Annotated in this window: 18 protein-coding genes and 3 tRNA genes; 15 read left to right on the top strand and 6 right to left on the bottom strand. The window is 77.1% G+C overall.

The annotated features are described in order from the left end of the window. The first annotated feature begins 238 nt into the window (after window positions 1-238). From ACI783_RS18845 to ACI783_RS18855, 3 genes are all read left to right on the top strand, one after another. Window positions 239-328, top strand: a tRNA-Ser gene (locus ACI783_RS18845). An 18-nt stretch (window positions 329-346) separates the two neighbouring features. Beyond that, window positions 347-419 (top strand) — tRNA-Arg (locus tag ACI783_RS18850). 159 nt (window positions 420-578) lie between these two features. After that, complete coding sequence (locus tag ACI783_RS18855; protein ID WP_457141868.1) at window positions 579-3371, top strand: transglycosylase domain-containing protein; 2793 nt, start codon at window positions 579-581, stop codon at window positions 3369-3371. A 130-nt stretch (window positions 3372-3501) separates the two neighbouring features. Here the strand turns inward: ACI783_RS18855 and ACI783_RS18860 are convergent, their stop codons facing one another. The 3 genes from ACI783_RS18860 to ACI783_RS18870 form a co-directional block, all read right to left on the bottom strand. Next, window positions 3502-4413 carry a universal stress protein gene (locus ACI783_RS18860; protein ID WP_457141869.1) on the bottom strand — a complete coding sequence of 304 codons (912 nt, stop codon included), beginning with the start codon at window positions 4411-4413 and terminating at the stop codon, window positions 3502-3504. After that, a complete protein-coding gene (locus ACI783_RS18865; protein WP_457141870.1) occupies window positions 4410-5819 on the bottom strand; it encodes an amino acid permease in 1410 nt (469 codons plus the stop codon). The genes ACI783_RS18860 and ACI783_RS18865 overlap by 4 nt, the downstream gene beginning before the upstream one ends. A 74-nt stretch (window positions 5820-5893) precedes the next feature. Further along, window positions 5894-7207 carry an alpha-hydroxy-acid oxidizing protein gene (locus ACI783_RS18870; protein WP_457141871.1) on the bottom strand — a complete coding sequence of 438 codons (1314 nt, stop codon included), beginning with the start codon at window positions 7205-7207 and terminating at the stop codon, window positions 5894-5896. Between the two features lie 212 nt (window positions 7208-7419). Here ACI783_RS18870 and ACI783_RS18875 point away from each other — a divergent pair, with 212 nt between their 5' ends. The 9 genes from ACI783_RS18875 to ACI783_RS18915 all read left to right on the top strand — a co-directional run bounded on the left by ACI783_RS18875 (window position 7420) and on the right by ACI783_RS18915 (window position 17068). After that, window positions 7420-8586, top strand: coding sequence for a hypothetical protein (locus tag ACI783_RS18875; protein ID WP_457141872.1), 1167 nt, complete (start codon window positions 7420-7422; stop codon window positions 8584-8586). Window positions 8587-8635: 49 nt separating this feature from the next. Beyond that, a complete protein-coding gene (locus ACI783_RS18880) occupies window positions 8636-9151 on the top strand; it encodes a MarR family winged helix-turn-helix transcriptional regulator (RefSeq protein ID WP_457141873.1) in 516 nt (171 codons plus the stop codon). A gap of 195 nt (window positions 9152-9346) precedes the next feature. Beyond that, window positions 9347-10846, top strand: a complete 1500-nt coding sequence (locus tag ACI783_RS18885) for an HAD-IIIA family hydrolase (protein ID WP_457141874.1) — start codon at window positions 9347-9349, stop codon at window positions 10844-10846. Continuing rightward, on the top strand, window positions 10843-11844 hold the full coding sequence (locus ACI783_RS18890; protein WP_457141875.1) for a glycosyltransferase family 9 protein: 1002 nt from the start codon (window positions 10843-10845) through the stop codon (window positions 11842-11844). The genes ACI783_RS18885 and ACI783_RS18890 overlap by 4 nt, the downstream gene beginning before the upstream one ends. After that, window positions 11841-12833, top strand: coding sequence for a glycosyltransferase (locus ACI783_RS18895; protein ID WP_457141876.1), 993 nt, complete (start codon window positions 11841-11843; stop codon window positions 12831-12833). The genes ACI783_RS18890 and ACI783_RS18895 overlap by 4 nt, the downstream gene beginning before the upstream one ends. Further along, window positions 12830-14038, top strand: a complete 1209-nt coding sequence (locus tag ACI783_RS18900; RefSeq protein WP_457141877.1) for a glycosyltransferase — start codon at window positions 12830-12832, stop codon at window positions 14036-14038. Before ACI783_RS18895 ends, ACI783_RS18900 begins: the two co-directional genes overlap by 4 nt. 20 nt (window positions 14039-14058) lie before the next feature. After that, a complete protein-coding gene (locus ACI783_RS18905) occupies window positions 14059-14742 on the top strand; it encodes a D-sedoheptulose-7-phosphate isomerase (RefSeq protein ID WP_457141878.1) in 684 nt (227 codons plus the stop codon). Next, window positions 14739-16112 carry a D-glycero-beta-D-manno-heptose 1-phosphate adenylyltransferase gene (gene rfaE2, locus ACI783_RS18910; RefSeq protein WP_457141879.1) on the top strand — a complete coding sequence of 458 codons (1374 nt, stop codon included), beginning with the start codon at window positions 14739-14741 and terminating at the stop codon, window positions 16110-16112. The genes ACI783_RS18905 and rfaE2 overlap by 4 nt, the downstream gene beginning before the upstream one ends. A gap of 11 nt (window positions 16113-16123) precedes the next feature. Continuing rightward, a complete protein-coding gene (locus ACI783_RS18915) occupies window positions 16124-17068 on the top strand; it encodes a glycosyltransferase family 9 protein (protein ID WP_457141880.1) in 945 nt (314 codons plus the stop codon). 62 nt (window positions 17069-17130) lie between these two features. On the opposite strand, the gene ACI783_RS18920 is transcribed toward ACI783_RS18915, so the two are convergent. The 3 genes from ACI783_RS18920 to ACI783_RS18930 all read right to left on the bottom strand — a co-directional run bounded on the left by ACI783_RS18920 (window position 17131) and on the right by ACI783_RS18930 (window position 20349). Then, window positions 17131-18798 (bottom strand): VWA domain-containing protein, encoded by a 1668-nt coding sequence (locus tag ACI783_RS18920; protein ID WP_457141881.1) that lies wholly within the window; start codon window positions 18796-18798, stop codon window positions 17131-17133. A gap of 274 nt (window positions 18799-19072) precedes the next feature. Next, entirely contained in the window at window positions 19073-19321 is a 249-nt protein-coding gene (locus tag ACI783_RS18925; RefSeq protein WP_457141882.1) for a DUF2630 family protein, read from the bottom strand. Window positions 19322-19386: 65 nt separating this feature from the next. Beyond that, window positions 19387-20349, bottom strand: a complete 963-nt coding sequence (locus ACI783_RS18930; protein WP_457141883.1) for a prephenate dehydrogenase — start codon at window positions 20347-20349, stop codon at window positions 19387-19389. 11 nt (window positions 20350-20360) lie between these two features. Between ACI783_RS18930 and ACI783_RS18935 the strand changes: the two genes are divergently transcribed. The 3 genes from ACI783_RS18935 to ACI783_RS18945 all read left to right on the top strand — a co-directional run bounded on the left by ACI783_RS18935 (window position 20361) and on the right by ACI783_RS18945 (window position 21536). Continuing rightward, on the top strand, window positions 20361-20870 hold the full coding sequence (locus tag ACI783_RS18935) for a tRNA adenosine deaminase-associated protein (protein ID WP_457141884.1): 510 nt from the start codon (window positions 20361-20363) through the stop codon (window positions 20868-20870). Window positions 20871-20979: 109 nt separating this feature from the next. Continuing rightward, window positions 20980-21438 carry a nucleoside deaminase gene (locus ACI783_RS18940; RefSeq protein ID WP_457141885.1) on the top strand — a complete coding sequence of 153 codons (459 nt, stop codon included), beginning with the start codon at window positions 20980-20982 and terminating at the stop codon, window positions 21436-21438. 10 nt (window positions 21439-21448) lie between these two features. Then, window positions 21449-21536 (top strand) — tRNA-Ser (locus ACI783_RS18945). Window positions 21537-21646 lie beyond the last annotated feature (110 nt).

Consider the following 21646-nt stretch of genomic DNA (forward strand, 5'->3'; position numbering starts at 1 on the left):
CCCCCCCCCCCCCCCCCCCCCCCCCCCCCCCCCCCCCCCCCCCCCCCCCCCCCCCCCCCCCCCCCCCCCCCCCCCCCCCCCCCCCCCCCCCCCCCCCCCCCCCCCCCCCCCCCCCCCCCCCCACGACTGTGCGGGAGGTGGTCCTGTCGGGGGCGGTGGTCGCCGGACCCCCGTTGGGCCTCCCCGGGAGGCGCTGGTAGCCTTGTCTCTCGGTGGTTCCGGGGTGACTCGGAACCCGGGAGGCTTCGCCTAGTCCGGTCTATGGCGCCGCACTGCTAATGCGGTTTGGGGTAACCCCCCATCCCGGGTTCAAATCCCGGAGCCTCCGCGCAACAACTGAACACAGGCACCCGTAGCTCAACGGATAGAGCATCTGACTACGGATCAGAAGGTTAGGGGTTCGAGTCCCTTCGGGTGCACGTCTGGTTGAGACAGCGCACGGCCCCGTTCTCCTCGGAGAGCGGGGCCGTTCGTCCGTCCGGCCCCGTCGCGCGGCCGCTGCGGCACATGACGGTCTCGTTGCGATCCCCGTGTCCACGCATCCCCGCCCCTCCTGGTGAGCAGTGCAGTCGGGTTCCGTGGGCGCCCGCCCACTCGTCGAGGCGCCGGGGGTGTCGGTCATCGCCAGGGAGTCGCAGCCGTGGCTGCTGCCGGACGTCGAGCCCGCGCGCGGGCGTCGCCGGCCCCCTGCCGGGGTGCTGCTCCGCCTGCTGCTGGCCGTCGTCCTGGCCGGTGGGCTCGTGGCCGGCGTGCTCGCCCCGTGGCTGGCCGGCGTCGGCCTCGCCGCCAAGCAGGGCGGTGCGCTCGTGCAGCCGCTGGACGACCCGGCCGTCGACGACCGGCTGCCCGGCAACAGCCGGGTGCTCGCTGCCGACGGCTCGCTGATCACCGAGTTCTACCGGCGCAACCGCACCCCGGTCCCGGGCGAGCAGATCGCCGAGGTGGCCAAGGACGCCCTCGTCGCGATCGAGGACGAGCGCTTCCGCGACCACCCCGGCGTCGACCCCCGCGGGCTGACCCGGGCACTGCTGCGCAACATCGCCGCCGGCGAGGTCTCCGAGGGCGGGTCGACGATCACCCAGCAGCTGGTCAAGCAGCTGCGGCTGCAGACCGCGCGGGACGCCGCCGGCCGCGCCGACGCCACCGCCGACACCCTCGGGCGCAAGCTCAGCGAGGCGCAGATCGCACTGGCCCTCGAGGAGCGCTACACCAAGGACGAGATCCTCACCCGGTACCTGAACACCGTCTACTACGGCAACGGCGCCTACGGCATCGCCGCCGCCGCGCAGCGCTACTTCGCCACCACCGCCGACCAGCTCACCGCCGCGCAGGGGGCGCTGCTGGCCGGACTGGTCCGCAGCCCCTCGCTCTACGACCCGGTGACCGCCCCCGAGCGGGCGCTCGCCCGGCGCGACCTGGTGCTGACCCGGATGGCCGAGGTCGGGCTGCTCGACCCTGCCGCCGCCGAGGCCGCCCGCGCCGAGCCGCTCGGCATCGTCGACGGCGGCACCCCGCCCAACGGCTGCACCGACGCGCGGATCGGCGGCTTCTTCTGCGGCCACCTGCTCGACGAGTTGGCCGACCGCTACGGCCTCACCCCCGACCGCCTGCAGGCCGGCGGGCTCACCATCCGCACCACCTTGGACCCCGCGCTGCAGCAGGCCGCCGACGCCGCCGTCCGGCAGGAGCTGGACACCACCGACCCGCGGGCCGGCATCTTCGTCGCCGTCCAGCCGGGCACCGGGCGGGTGCTGGCGATGGCGGTCAACCGCGAGTACGGCCTGGACGAGAGCGACCCCGCGCAGACCACCGTCGTCCTCCCCGCCGTCGCGGGCCAGGGCACCGGCTCCACCTACAAGGTCTTCACCGCGGTCGCCGCGATGGAGGCCGGCTACGGCCTCGACCTGGAACTGCGCACCGACGATCCGTACGTCTCCAGCGTCTACCGGGACGGCGACGAGCCCTACGACGTGCAGAACGCCGGCCGCTTCCCGGCCCGGCTGGACATGGAGGAGGCGCTCTACCGCTCCTCCAACACCTACTTCCTGGCGCTGGAGGACCTGCTCGGCAGCGTCGAGGGGCCGGTGCGCGTCGCCCAGCGGATGGGCCTGCGCAGCCTCGACCCGGTGGCCGACCGGATCGTGGCAGAGAACCGCGGGTCGTTCACCTTCGGCGCCGAGCCGACCAGCCCGCTCGCCCTCACCAACGCCTACGCCACCCTCGCCGCCGGCGGCACCGCCTGCCGCCCGCTGCTGGTGGAGGAGGTGCTCGACCGCACCGGCCAGCCGCTGACCGGCCCGGAGGGCCAGCCCCTCGGCGGGCAGCCCGAGTGCACGCCCGAGGCGATCGCACCGGGCATCGCCGCCACGGTGAGCCAGGCGCTGCGCAAGGACGTCGAGCCGGGCCACCCGGGCCAGACCGGTCGCCGGGCGTACGTGCCCGGCCACGAGATCGCCGGCAAGACCGGCACCTCGCAGGACAACTTCTCGGCGACCTTCGTCGGGTACACGCCCGAGTTCGCGGCCGGGGTCATGGTCTACGACCCGCGGGAGAACCGGGACGTCGGCAGCTTCGGCGGCGGCATCCCGGCGACGATCTGGCGGGAGGCGATGACGCCGGTGCTCTCCGGCCGTCCCGCTGCGCCCTTCCCGCCGGCCGACCCGGAGCACCTGCGCGGCGCGAGTGCCGAGATCCCCCGTGGCTGCGTCGGCAACGGGGCGAGCGCCTGCCAGTCGCTGCTGGCGGAGGCGGGCTACGAGCCGGTGCGCCGGGTCGTCGACGCCGCGGTGCCGGCCGGTCGCGTCGTGGGGCTCCGGCCCGCCGCCGGGACGCCGGTGCCGCCCGGGCAGCAGGTCGTGCTGCTGGTGAGCAACGGCGCCCAGTACAGCCCGCCGCGCCCGACACCGACCCCGGAACCAGCTCCCGAGCCGGACCCCGCTCCCGCCCCGGTGCCAGCTCCCGCGCCGGAGCCGAGCCCCGAGCCCGCGCCGGAACCGACGCCCACGCCGGAGCCGAGCCCGGAGCCCAGCCCCGAGCCCGCGCCGGAACCGACGCCCACGCCGGAGCCCAGCCCCGAGCCCGCGCCGGAACCGACGCCCACGCCGGAGCCGAGCCCCGAGCCCGCGCCGGAACCGACGCCCACGCCGGAGCCGAGCCCGGAACCGAGCCCAGAGCCCGCGCCGGAGCCGACGCCCGCGCCGGAGCCGACGCCGGAGCCGAGCCCGGAGCCGAGCCCGGAGCCGAGCCCCGAGCCGGAGCCCGGCCCCGAGCCCGAGCCCAGCCCGGAACCGGAGCCCGAGCCCAGCCCGGAACCGGCTCCGGAACCCGCGCCGACCGCTGCGCCGGGCGAGGGGCAGTCGCCGGGTGAGTGATCGGAGCTGGCGGGCGGGGGGCCGGTCCTGACGGTCTGGCCGCGTTGGTCGGTCCCTCCAGCAGTGGAGGGCCATTGGTAGCCGGCTTCCCCCGCCCGCAGCCGACTGTGACTCAAGCCACACTCGAACGTCAAGAGCGTGACGGCGTGCCGTCCGCGCCACGCGGGACGACGATCACCGGCACGGGCGCGGCACGCACGATCGTCGTCGCCGTCGACCCGAGGAAGACCCGGGCCAGCGGGCCCAGTCGCGACGAGCCGACCACCAGCACGTCACCCGGCTCCCACGGCACGGCCGCCACCGCCCCCGCCCAGCCGGTCCCGCGGGCCAGGATCGTCTCCGGGGCAGGCCCCGGGCCCGCCCAGCTGCCGACGACCTCGTCCAGCGAGCCGCACGCCTGCCCTGCCCACTCCTCGCTCACCAGCTGCTCGACCCGCAGCCCGGTCTCCGAGGGCAGCATCGCGGCTCGCTCGGGCACGAAGGTGACCATCCGCACCGGCACGCCCCAGCGTTCGGCCGCCGCCCGGGTGGTGGCCAGCGCCTCGCGTGAGCGCGCCGTCCCCGCCCAGGCGCAGGTCAGCCGGGTCGGCGGCCCCTGGCAGACCCAGTCCCGCGGGGCCAGCGCGAGCGGCACCGGCGAACTGTGCAGCAGCCGCTCGGCCACCGATCCCGCGGAGAACCGGCCCGGCGACGCCGCCGCGGCCGCACCCAGCACCAGCAGCCGCGCCCGGTACCGGTGCACCGCCTCGACCAGCCCCGCGGGCACCGACGCCCCCGGCACGACCGCGGTGCGCACGTCGTCCACCCCGGCGCGGCGCAACCCGGTCACCGCCTCGGCCTGGCGGGTCGCGGTCAGCGCCGCCCGCCACTGCCGGTACTCCCGGTCGATGCGGGAGGCGATCGCGCTGATCGGGCCCGGCGGCACCACGGTCGCCACGACGGCGGGGGAGTCCTCGGCCAGCGCGAGCCCGGCGGCCAGCTGGAGCGCGGCGTCGTCCCCGGTGCCGTGCTCGGCGGCCTCCCAGCCCAGCAGCACCGTCATCGCGTCGTCGTCCGGAGCGCGGAGTGGGTGCGGGCGTAGGTGACGTAGAGGACGGCGGCGATCGTCAGCCAGCCGGCGAACAACAGCCAGGTCGTGGCCGACAGCCCGGTGATCAGGTACAGGCAGAACGCCACCGACAGCACCGGCACCACCGGGTAGCCGGGCACCCGGAAGCCGCGCGGCAGGTCGGGCCGGGTGCGCCGCAGCACGACCACCCCCACCGAGACGACGCTGAAGGCGACGAGCGTGCCCATGCTGGTCAGGTCGACGAGGAAGTCCAGCGGCAGGAAGCCGGCCAGCGCGGCGACGAACGCCGCCACCGCGACCGTGCCGCGCAGCGGGGTGAGCGTGCGCGCGTCGACCCGGCTGAACAGCGAGGGCACCATCCCGTCGCGGCTCATCGCGAACAGGATGCGGGTCTGCCCGTACATCGTCACCAGCGTCACCGAGAAGATCGACACCACCGCTCCGGCAGCCAGCACGATGCCCGGCCAGCTCGACCCGGTGACCCGCTCGAGGATCACCGCGAGCCCCGCATCCTGGCCGGCGAACTCCCCGGCCGGCTGCGCACCGACCGCCGCCACGGCCACCAGCAGGTAGACGACGGTGACGACGACGAGCGCGCCGATGATCGCCAGCGGCAGGGTGCGCCGCGGGTCGCGGACCTCCTCACCGGCGGTCGAGACGGCGTCCAGCCCGATGAAGGAGAAGAAGATCGACGACGCCGCCACGCTGATCCCCGCGGCGCCGAGCGGGGCGAACGGGGTGAGGTTGCCGGCGTCGAAGCCGCTGGACGCGATGACGACGAACAGCAGCAGCACGGCCACCTTGACCGCCACCATCACCGCGTTGGCGCGCGCCGACTCGCTGGCCCCGCGCACCAGCAGCAGCGCGCACAGGGTGACCAGCACGATCGCCGGCAGGTTGACCACCCCGCCGGCGCCGGGGGACGCGGACAGGGCGTCGGGGATGCGCGCGCCGAGGACGTCGTCGAGGAGCTGGTTCAGGTACTCGCTCCAGCCCACCGACACCGCCGCGGAGCTGACCGCGTACTCCAGCAGCAGGCACCAGCCCACCCCGTAGGCGACGACCTCACCGAGGGTGGCGTAGGCGTAGGAGTACGAGCTGCCCGCTACCGGGATGCTGGAGGCCAGCTCGGCGTAGCAGAGGGCGGTGAAGCCGGCGGTCACCGCGGCGATCACGAAGCTGACGATGACCGCCGGGCCGGCCTCGGGCACCGCCGTCGACAGCACGAAGAAGATGCCGGTGCCGATGGTGGCGCCGATGCCGAAGCTCATCAGCTGCAGCGGCCCGATCCGGCGGGCGAGCTCCCCCTCCCCGTCGGCGTCCGCCCGCGGCACCGGCTTGCGCCGGAACAGCTGGGCGCGCAACGAGGGGTCGGTCACCAGGGAACTGTGCCGCCTCCACGCCCCGCCGACCACCGCGGGGCAGAAATGGCCATTTCTGCCGACGTGGGCAGTCAGGGACGGCGGACGAGCACCTCCGGGGTCAGCTGGTCGACGGCGGTGTGGCCGGTCAGGCCCAGGGTGAGGTCGAACTCGCCGAGCACGTCCTCGACCACCTGGCGCACGCCGGCCTCCCCGGCCAGGCCCAGCCCCCACACCCACGGCCGGCCCAGCAACACGGCCCGGGCGCCGAGCGCGACGGCGACGAGCACGTCGGCGCCGCTGCGCACCCCGCTGTCGAAGAGCACCGGCATCCGGTCCCCGACCGCGGCGACGACGCCCGGCAGCGCGTCCAGCGCCGCGATCGAGCGGTCGACCTGCCGGCCGCCGTGGGTGCTGACCACCAGCCCGTCGACACCCTCGTCGGCCGCCCGCCGCGCGTCGTCGGGGTGCAGCACGCCCTTGAGCACGATCGGCAGCCGGGTGCGCTCACGCAGCCAGGCGAGGTCGGCCCAGGTGATCGAGGGCCGGGAGTAGATGGACAGGAAGGTCTCCACGGCGGCCCGGGGGAGGGGGGAGCGCAGGTTCTCCACCAGCGGACCAGGCCAGGCGCGGGCCATCCCCACCAGTGCCCGCACCGCGGCGAGGTTCGGCCGCGGCTGGGGGTGTCGCTGGGGTGGTGCGGGCGGGGGGCCGCTCTGTGCGCCGGCCGCGGCGGCCCGCTCCTCGACCAGCCGGCGGAACACCGGGTCGGAGGTGTACTGGGCGATCCCCTTGCCCAGCGCGAAGGGCAGGTGGCCGAGGTCCAGGTCGCGCGGGCGCCAGCCGAGCATCGTGGTGTCCAGCGTGACGACGACGGCCTCGCAGCCGCTGCTCTCGGCCCGGCCCAGCAGGCTCTCCACCAGCTCATCGGAGGTCGACCAGTACAGCTGCATCCAGCGCGGGGCGTCGCCCATCGCCACGGCGGTGGTCTCCATCGGCACCGACGCCTGGTTGGAGAAGACCATCGGGACGCCGAGGGCCGCCGCCGCGCGGGCCACGGCCAGGTCGGCCTCGGGGTGCACCAGTTCCAGCGCGCCGACCGGGTCCAGCAGCAGCGGGGCGGGCAGGCGCCGGCCGAAGAGCTCGACCGAGGTGTCCCGGGAGCTGACGTCGCGCAGCACGCGCGGCACCACCGCCCAGCGGTCGAAGGCCGCGCGGTCGGCGCGCTGGGTGTCCTCGTCGCCGGCGCCCCCGGCCACGTAGGCGGAGGCGCGGGCGTCCAGCCGCCGCCGGGCCCGTTCGGCCAGTGCGCGGTAGACGGTGGGCACCCGGGGGTGCCGGCCGTAGACGCCCGCCCGGTAGACGGTGTCCTGCCGCTGACGTCCGGTGCCCGCCGCTGAGTCCACCCCGGCCACCGTAGTGAGCGATGTGACCGGGCTCTCGGAGACCCGCGCCGGGCGGCGCGGCGATGCCGACACGCCGGTGACACGGAAGTGGCCCGTGTGACGAACGGGCGACGGAACGGCGGGTGCGGACATGATCGGGGCACCTGGTGGGCAGAGCAGCGGGGATGCCACGGGTGAGCCGTCCGCCGGGTGTGCGGGAACGGGGGTCAGCAGTGCCGACGACGACACCGTCCGGGCAGGGTGCGCTGCGCCCGGCCGGGACGCTGACGCTGGTCGTCGGCGCTGCCCTCGTGTCCGGTGTCGTGCTCGCGCCGACGGCCGCCGCGATCGAGGACCCCCGCCGACCCGACGTCCAGGTCACCCACGGGCCCAGCTGCGGACCGGCGGTCGTCCGGGTGGTGGTCACCAACGGCTCCGAGCCGCACCGGGTCGCGCTGGTGTTCGACGGGTCCACCGAGCAGGCCGCCGCCGACCTCCCGGCCGGTGCGCAGGCCGAGCTCACCAGCTCCGACGTCGACTGGGGCGTCACCGTCGACGTCTCGGTCACGGTGACCGACCCCGACGGCGCCGCCGGGACCCCGGTGGAGCTGGGCACCTACACCCGGCCCAGCGCCGAGGACTGCGCCGCGGTCACCGCGCCGCCGTCCGCTCCGGTCGAGCCCGTGCCGCCGTCGTCCGTGCCACCGCTGTCGTCGTCCGAGCCGCCACCGTCCGCGACGCCGCCGTCCGCGACGCCGCCGTCCGAGCCGCCGCTGCCGTCGTCGTCGGAGGCGCCGTCGTCGGAGGCGCCCGTGCCGTCGTCCCCGGCACCGCCGTCGCCGTCGTCGTCCGCCTCATCGGAGCCCTCGTCGGAGCCCTCGTCGGAGCCCCCGTCGGTGCCGTCGGGCAGCCCGGCGCCCGCGCCCCCGCAGGAGCCCTCGCCGACGCCCGCTCCCGGCACGCCCGGGACCAGCGCCCCCGGGACCAGCGCACCCCGGCCGTCCGCCCCGGCGACCAGCGCCGGCCCGGCGGTGGCCGTCGCCGCCGGGGGAACGGTCACCGTGCAGGGCTCCGGGTTCGCGCCCGGTGAGCTGGTCACGGTGACCATGCGCGGCGTCGACGAGCCGCTGACCACCGTGACCTCCGGTCCCGGCGGCCGGGTGGAGGCAGTCGTCCGGATCCCCGCCGGGGTCCCCCCGGGCGCCGCCCGCGTCGAGCTGGTCGGCAGCGAGTCGACGGCCGCCGCCGAGCTGGACCTCCAGGTGGCCGCCGCCAGCCGGCCGGTCGCCGACCGCTCCACCCCGACGCTCGTCGCCGGGATCGCCCTGCTGGCCACCGCGGGCGCGCTCGGTGCGGTGGCTCGGCGCCGCACCCGCAGCGGCGACCGCCCGCCGCACTGACGCACCACCGCCAGCCACCCCGACCGGCCCACGGAGGACCTGACCCGACATGGAGCAGCACACCGACCCGCGACCCGACGGCGCGCCCGCCCGGGGTGTGCCGAGGGACGTCAGTGGGCTCGCGGCCGCCGGTCCCTCTGCCACCGAGACCTGGCTGCGGATCGTGCAGGTGCACGACCGGGTCACCCGGCGGGTCGACTCCGCCCTGCACCGGCAGCACGGCGTCTCGCTCACCGGCTTCGAGGTGCTGCGCCGGGTCGCGGAGTCACCGGGGGAGAGCGCGTCGATGGGGGAGCTGGCCGAGGCGGTCGGGTTGTCCCGGCCCGGCATCACGAGCACGGTCAACCGCCTGGTCGCCGAGGGCCTGGTCACCCGGGAGCGGGTCGGCGGCGACCGGCGACTGCTGCACGCCCGGCTCACCGACGTCGGCCGGGACCGGGTGCGCGCGGCCGGCCGGACGCACGACGACCTGGTCGCGCACCTGCTGACCCTGCTCGGCGACGACGCCGGGGTCGTCACCGACGCGCTGGCCCGCGTCTCGGCTGCGGCCCGCCGCCCCCGCTGATCCGCTCGTCGGACCCGGCTCAACCCGCGCGAGGCGGGGTCGACACGGGCGGCGCGGACGGTCCCGGCGGGGAACGGCTGCGACACGCCCGGGCGAGGGGTGACCGGCGCTCGATCGGGGTACTGCCGTCACCGGCCGGGAAAAACTTAAAGCCCGTAGTGTTTCGGCGGCGATCTTGGGGGCACCCTGGCGGGCATGACGGGTGCTCTGGCCAACTGCACGCTGGTCGTGCCGACGATCGGCCGACCGTCCCTCGACGTCCTGCTCGACGCGCTCGCCGGCGCCACCGGCCCGCGCCCGGCGGAGCTCGTGCTGGTCGACGACCGGCCCACCGGCGCCCCGCTGCAGCCCGACCGCGACGGCCTCCCCCCGGTCCGGGTGGTGCGCACCGGTGGTGGCGGCCCCGCCCGCGCCCGCAACCTCGGCTGGCGGGTCGCCCGCACCGAGTGGATCGCCTACCTCGACGACGACGTCGTCCCCGATTCCGACTGGTACGAGAAGCTGGCCGCCGACCTGGCCGCGCTGCCGGCCGACGTCGCCGGCACCCAGGGCCGCGTGCGGGTGCCGCTCCCCGAGGACCGGCGCCCCACCGACTGGGAGCGCGGCACCGCGGGCCTGGCCACCAGCAGCTGGATCACCGCCGACCTCGCCTACCGCCGCGCCGCGCTGGCCGCCGTCGGCGGGTTCGACGAGCGCTTCCCCCGCGCCTTCCGGGAGGACTCCGACCTGGCGCTGCGGGTGATGGACACCGGCGCGCGGCTCACCCGCGGCGAGCGGTGGATCACCCACCCGGTGCGCCCGGTCGACCGCTGGGTCAGCGCCCGGGTGCAGGCCGGCAACGCCGACGACGTCCTCATGCGCCGCCTGCACGGCCCGACCTGGCGCGAGCGCGCCGACGCCGCCGTCGGCCGCCGCCCCCGCCACCTCGCCGTCACCGCCGCCGCCCTCGGCGCGGTCGGGCTCGCCCTGGCCGGCAGGCCGAAGGCCGCCGCGCTCGCCGCGCTGGGCTGGGCCGCCGGGACGGCGGAGTTCGCCTGGGCCCGCATCGCGCCGGGCCCGCGCAGCCGGGACGAGGTGGTCACCATGGCGCTGACCAGCGCGGTCATCCCGCCGCTGGCCACCTGGCACTTCCTCCGCGGCGCCGTGCAGCACCGCGCCGTCACCCCCTGGCGCGGGCTGCCCGACGTGGTGCTCTTCGACCGCGACGGCACGCTGGTGCACGACGTCCCCTACAACGGCGACCCGGCGCTGGTCCGCCCGGTCGACGGCGCGCGCGAGGCGCTGGACGCGCTCCGCGCCCGGGGCGTGCGGATCGGCCTGGTGACCAACCAGTCCGGCGTCGGCCGGGGGCTGATCACCCGCGCCCAGGCCGACGCCGTCAACGCCCGGGTCGCCGAGCTGCTGGGTCCCTTCGACACCGTGCAGGTCTGCCCGCACGCCCCCGAGGACGGCTGCGACTGCCGCAAGCCCGCCCCCGGCATGGTGAAGGCCGCCTGCGCCGAGCTGGACGTCGACCCGGCGCGCTGCGTGCTGGTCGGCGACATCGCCGCCGACGTGCAGGCCGCCGCGGCTGCCGGGGCGCACGGCATCCTCGTGCCCACGCCGGTCACCCGCCCCGAGGAGGTCACCGCCGCCGCGCACCGCGCGCCGACGCTTCCCGAGGCGGTCGACGACGTCCTGGCCGGCGCCTGGTGACCCGCACCGTCCTCGTCGCGCGGCTGGACAACGCCGGCGACGTGCTGCTGCAGGGGCCGCTGGTCCGCGCGGTCGCGCACGGCGCCGACCGGGTGGTGTTCCTCGCCAGCCCGCAGGGCACCGCCGCCGCCGAGCTGCTGCCCGGGGTCGACGAGGTGCTCACCTGGCACTGCCCGTGGATCGACGGGAACCCGCAGCCGGTCGACGCCGCCGACCTCGCCGCGCTCGCCGACCGGGTCCGCGCGGCCGGGGTCACCGAGGCGGTCGTCTCCACCTCCTTCCACCAGTCACCGCTGCCGCTGGCGCTCGTGCTGCGCACCGCCGGGGTGCAGCGGATCTCCGCGATCAGCGTCGACTACCCCGGCTCGCTGCTCGACGTCCGGCACCGGGTCGACGACGACCTGCCCGAGCCCGAGCGCGCGCTGTCGCTGGCCCGCGCCGCCGGCTTCGAGCTGCCCGCCGGCGACGACGGACGCCTCGCCGTCCGCCGGCCGCTCCCGGCGATCGACCACGAGCCCGGCTACGTCGTCCTGCACCCCGGGGCCTCCGTGCCCGCCCGCGCCTGGCCGGCGCAGCGCTGCGCGGAGGCGGTCGAGGCCCTCACCGCCGCCGGCCGGCGGGTGCTGGTCACCGGCGGGCCGGGCGAGCGCGCGCTCACCGCGGCCGTCGCCGGCGCCCGCGGCACCGACCTGGGCGGGGCGACCACCCTCGCCGAGATGGCCGCGCTGCTCGACGGCGCGGCCGCCGTCGTCGTCGGCAACACCGGCCCGGCGCACCTGGCCGCCGCGGTGGGCACCCCCGTCGTCTCGCTGTTCTCCCCGGTCGTCCCGGCCGTGCGGTGGGCGCCCTACGGCGTCCCCACCGTGCTGCTCGGCGACCAGTCCGCCCCCTGCCGCGGCACCCGCGCCCGCGAGTGCCCGGTGCCGGGGCACCCCTGCCTCACCTCCGTCACCGCCGGCGACGTCGTCGCCGCCGTCGAGAAGCTGGTCGCCGCATGAAGGTCCTGCTCTGGCACGTGCACGGCTCCTGGACGACGGCGTTCGTCCAGGGCACGCACGACTACCTGCTGCCCGTCGTGACGGGTCCCGACGGGAGTCGCAGCCCCGACGGGCTGGGCCGGGCCCGCACCTGGGACTGGCCGGCGTCAGCCCGCGAGGTGACGCCGGCGCAGCTGCGCGACGAGCAGCCCGACGTCGTCGTGCTGCAGCGCCCCCGCGACCTGGAGCTGGTCCGCGAGTGGCTGGGCCGCGAGCCGGGCCGCGACCTCCCCGCGGTGTTCCTGGAGCACAACGCGCCGGGCCCGGACACCGGCTCGGGCGCGGTGCCGAACACCCGGCACCCGATGGCCGACCAGTCGGCGATCCCGATCGCGCACGTCACGCACTTCAACCAGCTGTTCTACGACAACGGCTCGGCGCCCACCGTGGTCATCGAGCACGGCATCGTCGACCCCGGCGAGCGCTACACCGGCGAGCTCCCCCGGGCCGGCGTCGTGGTCAACGAGCCGGTGCGCCGGGGCCGGTACACCGGCGGGGACCTGCTGCCGCTGTTCGCCGAGGCCGCGCCGCTGGACGTCTTCGGCATGGGGCTGACCGGGCTGCACGAGCGCTACGGCCTGGACCCCCAGCGGGTCGGCCTGCACGACGACCCCCCGCAGGCCGCGATGCACGCCGAGCTCGCCCGCCGCCGGGTGTACCTGCACCCGGTGCGCTGGACGTCGCTGGGCCTGTCGCTGCTGGAGGCGATGCACCTGGGCCTGCCGGTCGTCGGGCTGGCCACCACCGAGGCGGTGGAGGCGGTGCCGGCCGAGGCCGGCGTGCTCTCCACCCGGCCGGAGAAGCTCGCCGCCGCGCTGCGGCACTTCCTCTCCGAGCCGGACGCCGCACGGCTGGCCGGCAAGGCCGCCCGCGCCGCCGCACTGGACCGCTACGGGCTGGAGCGCTTCCTGCGTGACTGGGATGCCCTGCTGGGAGAGGTGACCCGATGAAGATCGACCTGGTGAGCGAACACGCCTCGCCGCTCGCCGCCATCGGCGGCGTCGACGCCGGCGGGCAGAACGTGCACGTCGCGGCGCTGGCCGCGGGCCTGGCCGTGCGCGGCCACGAGGTCACCGTGCACACCCGCCGCGACGACGCCGACCTGCCCGACCGGGTGGTCACCGCCGACGGCTACACCGTCGCCCACGTGACCGCCGGCCCGCCGCGCACCGTCCCGAAGGACGACCTGCTGCAGCACATGGGCACCTTCGCGCAGGTGCTCGCCGCCGAGTGGGCCGCCGACCGGCCCGACCTGGTGCACGCCCACTTCTGGATGAGCGGGCTCGCCTCGGTGCAGGCGGCCGCGCCGCTGGGCATCCCGGTGCTGCAGACGTTCCACGCCCTCGGCTCGGTCAAGCGCCGGCACCAGGGCGACGCCGACACCTCGCCCGAGCAGCGGATCGACCTCGAGCGCGGGCTGTGCGCCGACGTCAGCCACGTCGTCGCCACCTGCACCGACGAGGTCTTCGAGCTGCGCCGCCTGGGCCTGCCCGGCGACCGGGTCTCGGTCGTCCCGTGCGGCGTCGACACGGGCGTCTTCACCCCCGACGGGCCGGTCGCGCCGCGCTCGGGCCGTCGGCGCCTGCTGGTGCTCGGCCGGCTGGTCGAGCGCAAGGGGCAGGAGGACGCCGTCCGGGCGCTGGTGCACGTGCCCGACGCCGAGCTGGTCGTCGTCGGCGGGCCGGACGCCGCCGAGCTGGACACCGACCCCGAGGTCACCCGGCTGCGCGCCATCGCCGCGTCCCTCGGTGTCGCAGACCGGCTGGTGTTCACCGGCGCCGTCGCCCGCACCGACGTCCCCGCCTGGGTGCGCTCGGCCGACGTGGTGCTCGCCGTCCCCTGGTACGAGCCCTTCGGCATCACCCCGCTGGAGGGGATGGCCTGCGGGCGCCCGGTGGTCGCCACCGCCGTCGGCGGGCTGGTCGACACCGTGGTCGACGGCCGCACCGGCCTGCTCGTCCCGCCGCGCGACCCCGCCGCCCTGGGCGAGGCGCTCGCCGGCCTGCTCGCCGACGACGTCCGCCGCACCGCCTTCGGCGCCGCCGGGGTGACCCGGGCCCGCACCCGCTACCGCTGGTCCCGGGTCGTCGCCGACACCGACGCCGTGTACCGCCAGGTCCTCGCCGCCCGCACGCCGGTGGAGGCCGCCCGATGAGCCCCCGTGGAGGGACCCCGATGAGCGTCACCCCGTTCCCCTCGGCTCCGCTGACCGACCGCGAGGGCGTCTCGCCCGACACCTGCACCCACCTCACGGGGCACGACCACGTCGCCTCGCTCACCTCGGCGCTGGGCGACCTCACCGCGCAGGTCGACACGCTCAACCGCTGGGGGCAGCTGCTCGCCGACGTGCTGTGCTCCGCGGCCCGCGGCCGGCTGCTCGCCGCCGGCAACGGTGGCAGCGCCGCACAGGCCCAGCACCTCACCGCCGAGCTGGTCGGCCGCTACCGCGCCGACCGGCCGCCGTTCTCCGCGATCTGCCTCACCGCGGAGACGTCGTCGCTGACCGCGATCGCGAACGACTACCCGGCCGACGAGCTGTTCGCCCGCCAGGTCGAGGCGCACGGCCGCGCCGGTGACGTGCTGGTGCTGCTGTCGACGTCGGGCCGCTCGCCCAACGCGGTGGCCGCGGCCCGCCGGGCCAAGGAGTGCGGCATCACCGTGCTGGCGATGACCGGACCGGCACCCAACCCGCTGGCCGCCGTCGCCGACGACACCGTCGCCATCGACTCCCCGTGGACCGCCACCGTGCAGGAGTGCCACCTGGTCGCGCTGCACCTGCTGTGCGCTGCGTTCGACGCCGCGGTGCTGGCCGAGCCCAGCCGGATCGCGACGCAGAACCACGTCGAGGTGGTCCGGTGAAGCCCGACGCCCGCCCGGTCGTCGTCGTCGGCGACGCGTTGCTCGACGTGGACCTGGTCGGGACGGCGTCCCGGCTGACCCCCGATGCCCCGGTGCCGGTGGTCGAGGACGTGCAGACCCACGAACGCCCCGGCGGGGCGGCGCTGGCCGCCGTCCTGGCCGCCCGCTTCGCCGGGAACCGCGAGGTGGTGCTGATCGCGCCGCTCGCCGACGACGAGGGGGCGCAGCGGCTGCGCGCCCTGCTCGACGGGCGGGTGCGGCTGATCACCGTCCCGGCCACCGGCGGCACCGCGGTCAAGCAGCGGGTGCGGGTCGGCGACCACTCCGTCGTGCGCATCGACAGCGGCGCCCCGGCGGCGACGCTCGGCCCGCTGCCGGCCGAGGCCGCCGTGGTCATCCGCGACGCCGCCGCCGTCCTGGTGGCCGACTACGGCCGGGGGACGACGTCCGCGCCCGACGTGCGCGCCGCCCTGGCCGCCGCCTCCGGCCCGGTCGTCTGGGACCCGCACCCCCGTGGCGCCGACCCGGTGCCCAACGCCCGGCTGGTCACCCCCAACGGCGCGGAGGCCGCCCGGGTGGTCGGCGCGGACGTGCTCGGCGACGGGCTGGCCGCCGTCGGCGCCCGGGCCGAGGCGCTCATCCGGCACTGGGGCGTGGGCGCGGTCGCGGTGACCCTCGGTGCCCGGGGTGCGCTGCTCTCCTACGGCGAGGGCGCGCCGATGGTCGTGCCCGCCACCCCGGTCACCGGCGGCGACCCTTGCGGCGCGGGTGACTCCTTCGCCGCCGCGGCCACCGTGGCGCTCGCCGGCGGCGCCGTCACCGGCGAGGCGGTGACCACCGCGGTCGCCACCGCCGGGGCCTTCGTCGCCCGCGGCGGCGCCTCGTCGTGGGACGCCGTCGCCCCGGAGCCGCTCGCCCCGGCCGCCGACGTCGCCACCCTGCTCGAGCGGGTGCGCCGGGCCGGGGGCACCGTCGTCGCCACCGGCGGCTGCTTCGACCTGCTGCACGCCGGGCACGTCGCCACCCTGCGGGCCGCCCGCGGGCTGGGCGACTGCCTGGTCGTGTGCATCAACTCCGACGCCTCGGTGTCCCGGCTCAAGGGCCCGTCCCGGCCGCTGGTCGCCGCCGAGGACCGGGCCCGGGTGCTGGAGGCGCTGGAGTTCGTCGACGCCGTCGTCGTCTTCGACGAGGACACCCCCTCGGCCGTGCTCGAGCAGCTGCGCCCCGACGTGTGGGCCAAGGGCGGGGACTACGCCGGCGCCGACCTGCCCGAGGCCGCGGTGCTGCGGAGGTGGGGCGGCCAGGCCGTCGTGCTGCCGTACCTGCCCGGCCACTCGACCACCTCCCTGGTCGAGCGCTCCCGAGTCTGACGTCGGCAGAAATGGCCATTTCTGCCGACGGGCGGCCCACCGCAGTGGTGCTGCGGCCGCTGGGGCTGGGTGACCTGCTCACCGGGGTGCCGGCGATCCGCGGGATCCGGGCCGCCGTCCCCGACTCCCGGCTGGTGCTGGCGACGACGCGCGCCCTGGAACCGCTCGTGTCGCTGATCGACGCCGTCGACGAGGTGGTGCCCGCCGTCGAGCTCGAGCCGCTGGACTGGACCGGCCCGCCGCCGGAGCTCGCCGTCGACCTGCACGGCAAGGGGCCCGCCTCGCACGTCGTCGTCGCCGATCTGCACCCGCAGCGGCTGCTCACCTTCGCCAGCCCCGGCTACCCGGGCCCGACCTGGTACCCCGACGAGCACGAGGTGCGGCGCTGGTGCCGGCTGGTCGAGGAGGGACTGCGGGTCGAGTGCGACCCCGACGCGCTCGACCTCGCCGTCCCCGCCGTCGACCCGCCGGTGCGCGACGTGGCGGTCGTGCACCCCGGCGCGGCGTTCCCCGGCCGGCGCTGGCCCCCGGAGCGGTTCGCCGCCGTCGCGCGGCACCTGGCCGCGGCGGGGGAGCGGGTGGTGGTCACCGGCGGGCCGGCCGAGCGCGACCTCGCGCTGCGGGTCGCCGAGCTCGCCGGGCTGCCGGACGACGCGGTGCTGGCCGGCCGGACGACGTCGCTGGAGCTGGCCGCCGTGGTCGCCGCCGCCCGGGTGGTGGTCTGCGGCGACACCGGGGTGGCCCACCTGGCGACCGCCTACCGCCGTCCCTCGGTGGTGCTGTTCGGCCCGGTGTCCCCGGCGCTGTGGGGCCCGCCGCCCCGCGCGCAGCACGTCGTCCTCTGGCACGGTGACGGCTCCGGCGACCCGCACGGCACAGAGCTCGACCCCGCGCTGGCCCGGGTGACCGTCGATGAGGTCACCGCCGCCCTCGACGCCCTGCTCACCCGCCCCTGACGGCCCCCGTTGAGGGGGACCCGCGCCGAGCCTGCGAGGCGTGGGGGAACGGGGGTCCTTCCTCAGCCGCGGCGGCGGATGGCGTCGAAGAGCACCGACTGCAGGTCCTCGGGGTCCAGCGCCTGGTAGGCGGCGCCACCGGTGGCCTCGCCGATGTCCTCCAGCGCCCCGAGGTCGGCGTCCGGGCCGAGCGCGATGCCGATGACCTTCACCGGCCGCTCCGGGTCGTCCTCGCTGCGCAGCGTGCTCAGCAGCTGCTCGCGGGTCAGGCCGGCGGCGTCGTCGTCGTTGTCCCCGTCGGTGATCAGCACGACGGAGTTCACCGAGCCGGGGTCGTAGGCGTCCCGGGCGGCGCGCACCGCGGCCAGCGTCGTGTCGTAGAGGCCGGTGCCACCGGGCCGCAGCCGGTCGGGGATGGTGCGCAGCTGCTCCGCGACGACCTGCCGGTGCGTGCGGCCGTCGACCTCGGCGCCGAGGGTGCGCAGCGGGGCGAGCTCCTCCCAGTCCCGCTGGCCCTCCAGCTGGTAGGCGAAGGCCCACACGCCGCCGGAGTGCGAGTCCGGCAGCAGGCCGAGCGCGCTGAGCGTGGCGTCCCGGGCCAGGGTGGCCCGGGTGCCGTCGCCGACCGGGGCGTTCATCGAGGTGGAGACGTCGACGACGGTCAGCAGCCGGGACGGCGTGGCCAGGCTGGAGACCCGCCCGAGCAGCGTCTGCAGCGTCTCCGGGGCCAGGGCCAGCGTCTCCGGCGCCTCCTCCTGCACGCCGGACCCCGCGCCGGCACCGGCCGGGGCGGCGCCGGTGCGGTCGCGGAAACCGGCCTCGCGCACCACCTCGTCGGCGGCCTCGGCGGTGAGGGCGCGGAGCACCGCGTCGGTGGCCGGGCGCTCGGCCCCGGGCGCGGCGGCCACCCGGAGCACCGGGTAGTCCAGCGCGGGGGAGCCGTCGGTGGGGTAGACGGCGACCAGCGCGGCGTCCTCGGCGCCGGCGTTGGTGGCCAGCACCTCCTGCTCGCTGGCCGGCACCAGCGGAGCGTCGGCGCCGCCGGCCAGGCCGGCGGTCAGCCCGTCGCCGGCCGTCGGCACCTCGCCGCGGGCAGCCGCGAGCACCGCCGAGACGACGGCGTTGTCCGCCTCCTCGTCGCCACCCAGGGACTGGCGCACGGCGGCCAGGACGGAGAGCCCCTCGGCGCTGGCGGTCAGGTCGGGGACGGCGAGGGCGCGGTCGGTGCGCAGCGCGTCACCCCAGCTGGGCGGGTCCTCGATCCAGCCGAGCTCCTCGGCGGCCGCACGGCTGGTGGCCAGTACCAGCGGGGAGCTGGCCAGCGACCCCGACGGGTCCAGGCCGGCGTCGGCGCCGGCCCGGGCGGCCCAGAGCGAGGAGTCCGGCACCCACACGTCCGGGAGCTGCTCGGCGTCCAGGGAGCCCAGGTCGGCCAGGGTCTGCAGCGGCTCACGGGCGGTGACCTCGGCGACGGCGCAGCCGCCGTCCGGCAGCTCCAGCGGCTCGGACAGCAGCTGCTCGACGACGTCCCCGACCTCCGGGGCGACGGCGACGCGGACGGTCTGCCCGTCGGTGCAGCCCTCCGCGGACGCCGAGTCGCCGGAGCCGGACAGGCCCCAGGCGAGCAGCCCGCCACCGATCACGACGACGAGCAGGGCGGCGAGCCCGGCGAGCAGGGCCGGCCGGGCGGACAGCCCGGAACCGGCGCGCGTGCGGGCGTGGCGCCCCATCTGGCTTCTCCGTAGGTCGTCGGCCCCCTGCGGGGAGCACGGCGCGCGTCGACGGCGCCGGCCGGGTTCGGGTCGGCCGGAACTCTACCCAGCGAAACGGGAGAGAGGGGCGGCAAGATCGACCAGCGGTGCTCGGGCAGTCACGGCCAGTGAACGCGCGGGCAGGCGGGCTGCGCGGCGACCGGCTCCCGTCGAGTGGCGAACCACGCGAGTTCCTCGCGGGCACGCCCCCGGGGGTCGCCGTCCCGCGGACGGCGCCCCCCGGCGACCGGCGTCACTGCAGGTAGTTCTCCACCTGCGGCTCCGGTCGAGGCTGCGCCTCGTCCGGGTCCTCGTCGTACTGCCGCTTGGCGTCCCGCTGGCGCTGCAGGTCCCACAGCTGGTCGCGGTCCTGCTCGATCTGGGTGAGCCGGGCGCGCTGCTCCGGGGTGTGGTCGCCGGACTCGCGCAGCTGGCGCTCCTCCTCGGCCAGCGCGGAGATCCGGTCGTGGATCTGCTCGTCGTCCAGGTGCTCGTCGGCCATCTCTACCTCTCCTCGTGTGTCCCGGTCCTCTTCGTCCCGGTCCACTTGCCCCGTAGCCGGGGTGCTCACGCCTCGGTCCGCTCCGGCGCCCAGCCCTCGACGAAGGCGGCCAGCCGGCGGGTGACCGCGCCCCCGGACCGGCCCAGCGCCAGCAGGGCGCTGCGCTCCAGCGGCACCCGAACGGGACGGCGCGCCGGCGCCGCCGCGGCCCGCACGGCGTGCCCGGCGGCGACCAGCTCGGGCACGGGCCGGTCGAGCTGCGCCCGGACCCGGTCCAGCGCCGCGGCGGCCGGCCCGGCGTTGCCGGTGACCAGCGCGGTCACGAACGCCGGGTCGCTGCCGGCGACCCGGGTGCCGTCGCGGAAGCTGCCGGCGGCCAGCGACAGCGCCAGCGGTCCCGCCTCGCCGGCCGCGGCCGCGAGCGCGGCGGCCAGCAGGTGCGGGACGGCGCTGATCGCGGCGACCGCGTCGTCGTGCTCGGCCGCGGTCACCGGCACCACCTCCGCGCCCACCGCGAGGGCCAGCTCGGCCACCCGCAGCCAGCGGCGCAGGTCGGTGCCGGGCTCCAGGCACAGCGCCCAGCGGGCGCCCCGGAACAGCTCGGGGTCGACGGCGTCCGGGCCGGAGCGCTCGGTGCCGCACATCGGGTGGCCGCCGACGAAGCGGTCCTCGAGCGCCGCCCCCAGCTCGGCCAGGACGGGCACCTTCACCGAGCCGACGTCGGTGACCGTGGCGCCCGGATCGATCCGCAGCCCGTCGAGCGCGGTGCCCAGCACCGGCAGCGGGACGGCGAGGACGACGACGCCGGTGAGCTCCCGGGTGACGAGGACGCCGTGCTCCTCGGCGACGGCGCGGGCCGCCGGGTCGACGTCCCAGCCGGAGACCGCCCGCCCCGCGGCGGCCAGGGCGGCGGCCAGCGACCCACCCAGCTGCCCGAGCCCGACCACCGAGACCGGCGGCACCGGCATGGTCGGCACGGGGAACCGGCCCGGGCTCGCGGGGGCCGGGCTCGCGGGGGCATCAGCCATGATCAGAGGCTATGACGACCCTCCCGGACGCCGGCGCCGGACTGCGCCCGAGCTTCGCGGTGCGGGTGTCCCGCACCGACGGCCGCTGGCGGTGCGAGCTGCTGGCCGCCGACGCCTCCGACGAGCTGCCCGTCCTCGAGCGGGCCCTGGCCGAGCCCGCCGCCGCCGGCTGGCCCGGCCCGTACGTGCTGGTCGTGGACAGCCGGCTCTACTTCGTCGTGCTGCGGCCGGGCCCCGGCGGGATGGTGCGGGCGCTGATCTCCGACGCCACCTTCCAGGAGTGGCTGCTGGCCGCGGAGACGGTCGAGCGCTACGGCATCCCGGTCGACGACGTGGCCTTCGACGAGGACGAGGAGGGCTGGCCCGGCGGCGACCTGGACCTCTTCGCCGACGCCGGGCTGCCCGCCGAGGAGCTGGCGGCGCTGCTGTCCTCCGACGAGCTGTGGGCCGATGAGATGGTGCTGGCCATCGCGGAACGCCTGGGGTTCGCCGAGCAGCTGGCCGAGGTGGCCGCGCCGTGAACGTCGCGAGCGGGCCGGGCCGACGTCGGGCCGACCGAGTGGTCTCCGCAGAGCTTGTGCTCTGCTCACCAGCGGTGAGCAGAGCACAAGCTCTCACGGAAGTACCCCGGTGAGGGACGACGCAGCGATGCTGCGCGCGCTGGAGCTGGCCGCGGCGGCGCAGGAGTGGGGGGACACCCCGATCGGCGCCGTCGTCCTCGGGCCGGACGGGGCGGTCCTGGCCGAGGCGGCCAACGAGCGGGAGAAGGTGGGCGACCCCACCGCGCACGCCGAGGTGCTGGCGCTGCGGGCGGCCGCGCGGGCGCGCGGCGACGGCTGGCGGCTGACCGGCGCGACCCTGGTGGTCACGCTGGAGCCCTGCACGATGTGCGCCGGCGCCAGCGTGCTCGCCCGGGTGGCCCGGGTGATCTACGGCGCCGACGACCCGAAGGCCGGTGCGGCCGGGTCGCTGTGGGACGTCGTCCGGGACCGCCGGCTCAACCACCGGCCCGAGGTGACCGGGGGAGTCCGGGCCGAGGAGTCGGCGGCTCTGCTACGCGCCTTCTTCCGCGCGAAGCGGGGCCTGTAGTCTCTCCGGCGGTGGCGTGTCCGAGCGGCCGAAGGAGCACGCCTCGAAAGCGTGTGAGGTGCAAGCCTCCGTGGGTTCAAATCCCACCGCCACCGCCAGCCGAGAGGGGGGGGGGCCCCCCCGGCGCCGCCCCCCTCGCCGGGCGCCGCTGACCCCCAGGGCCGCGTACCACTTCAAACCCCCGTCGGCGCCGCGCACCACGGTGTAG

The organism is Modestobacter sp. SYSU DS0511 (assembly GCF_054050755.1).

Excerpts from the sequence above, each read along its gene's own strand:
- ACI783_RS18915 (WP_457141880.1), top strand. The coding sequence starts at position 16,124 with ATGGCCATTTCTGCCGACGGGCGGCCCACCGCAGTGGTGCTGCGGCCG.
- ACI783_RS18935 (WP_457141884.1), top strand. The coding sequence starts at position 20,361 with ATGACGACCCTCCCGGACGCCGGCGCCGGACTGCGCCCGAGCTTCGCG.
- ACI783_RS18905 (WP_457141878.1), top strand. The coding sequence starts at position 14,059 with ATGAGCGTCACCCCGTTCCCCTCGGCTCCGCTGACCGACCGCGAGGGC.
- ACI783_RS18895 (WP_457141876.1), top strand. The coding sequence starts at position 11,841 with ATGAAGGTCCTGCTCTGGCACGTGCACGGCTCCTGGACGACGGCGTTC.
- ACI783_RS18860 (WP_457141869.1), bottom strand. The coding sequence starts at position 4,413 with ATGACGGTGCTGCTGGGCTGGGAGGCCGCCGAGCACGGCACCGGGGAC.
- ACI783_RS18900 (WP_457141877.1), top strand. The coding sequence starts at position 12,830 with ATGAAGATCGACCTGGTGAGCGAACACGCCTCGCCGCTCGCCGCCATC.
- ACI783_RS18930 (WP_457141883.1), bottom strand. The coding sequence starts at position 20,349 with ATGGCTGATGCCCCCGCGAGCCCGGCCCCCGCGAGCCCGGGCCGGTTC.
- ACI783_RS18885 (WP_457141874.1), top strand. The coding sequence starts at position 9,347 with ATGACGGGTGCTCTGGCCAACTGCACGCTGGTCGTGCCGACGATCGGC.
- ACI783_RS18925 (WP_457141882.1), bottom strand. The coding sequence starts at position 19,321 with ATGGCCGACGAGCACCTGGACGACGAGCAGATCCACGACCGGATCTCC.
- ACI783_RS18880 (WP_457141873.1), top strand. The coding sequence starts at position 8,636 with ATGGAGCAGCACACCGACCCGCGACCCGACGGCGCGCCCGCCCGGGGT.
- ACI783_RS18920 (WP_457141881.1), bottom strand. The coding sequence starts at position 18,798 with ATGGGGCGCCACGCCCGCACGCGCGCCGGTTCCGGGCTGTCCGCCCGG.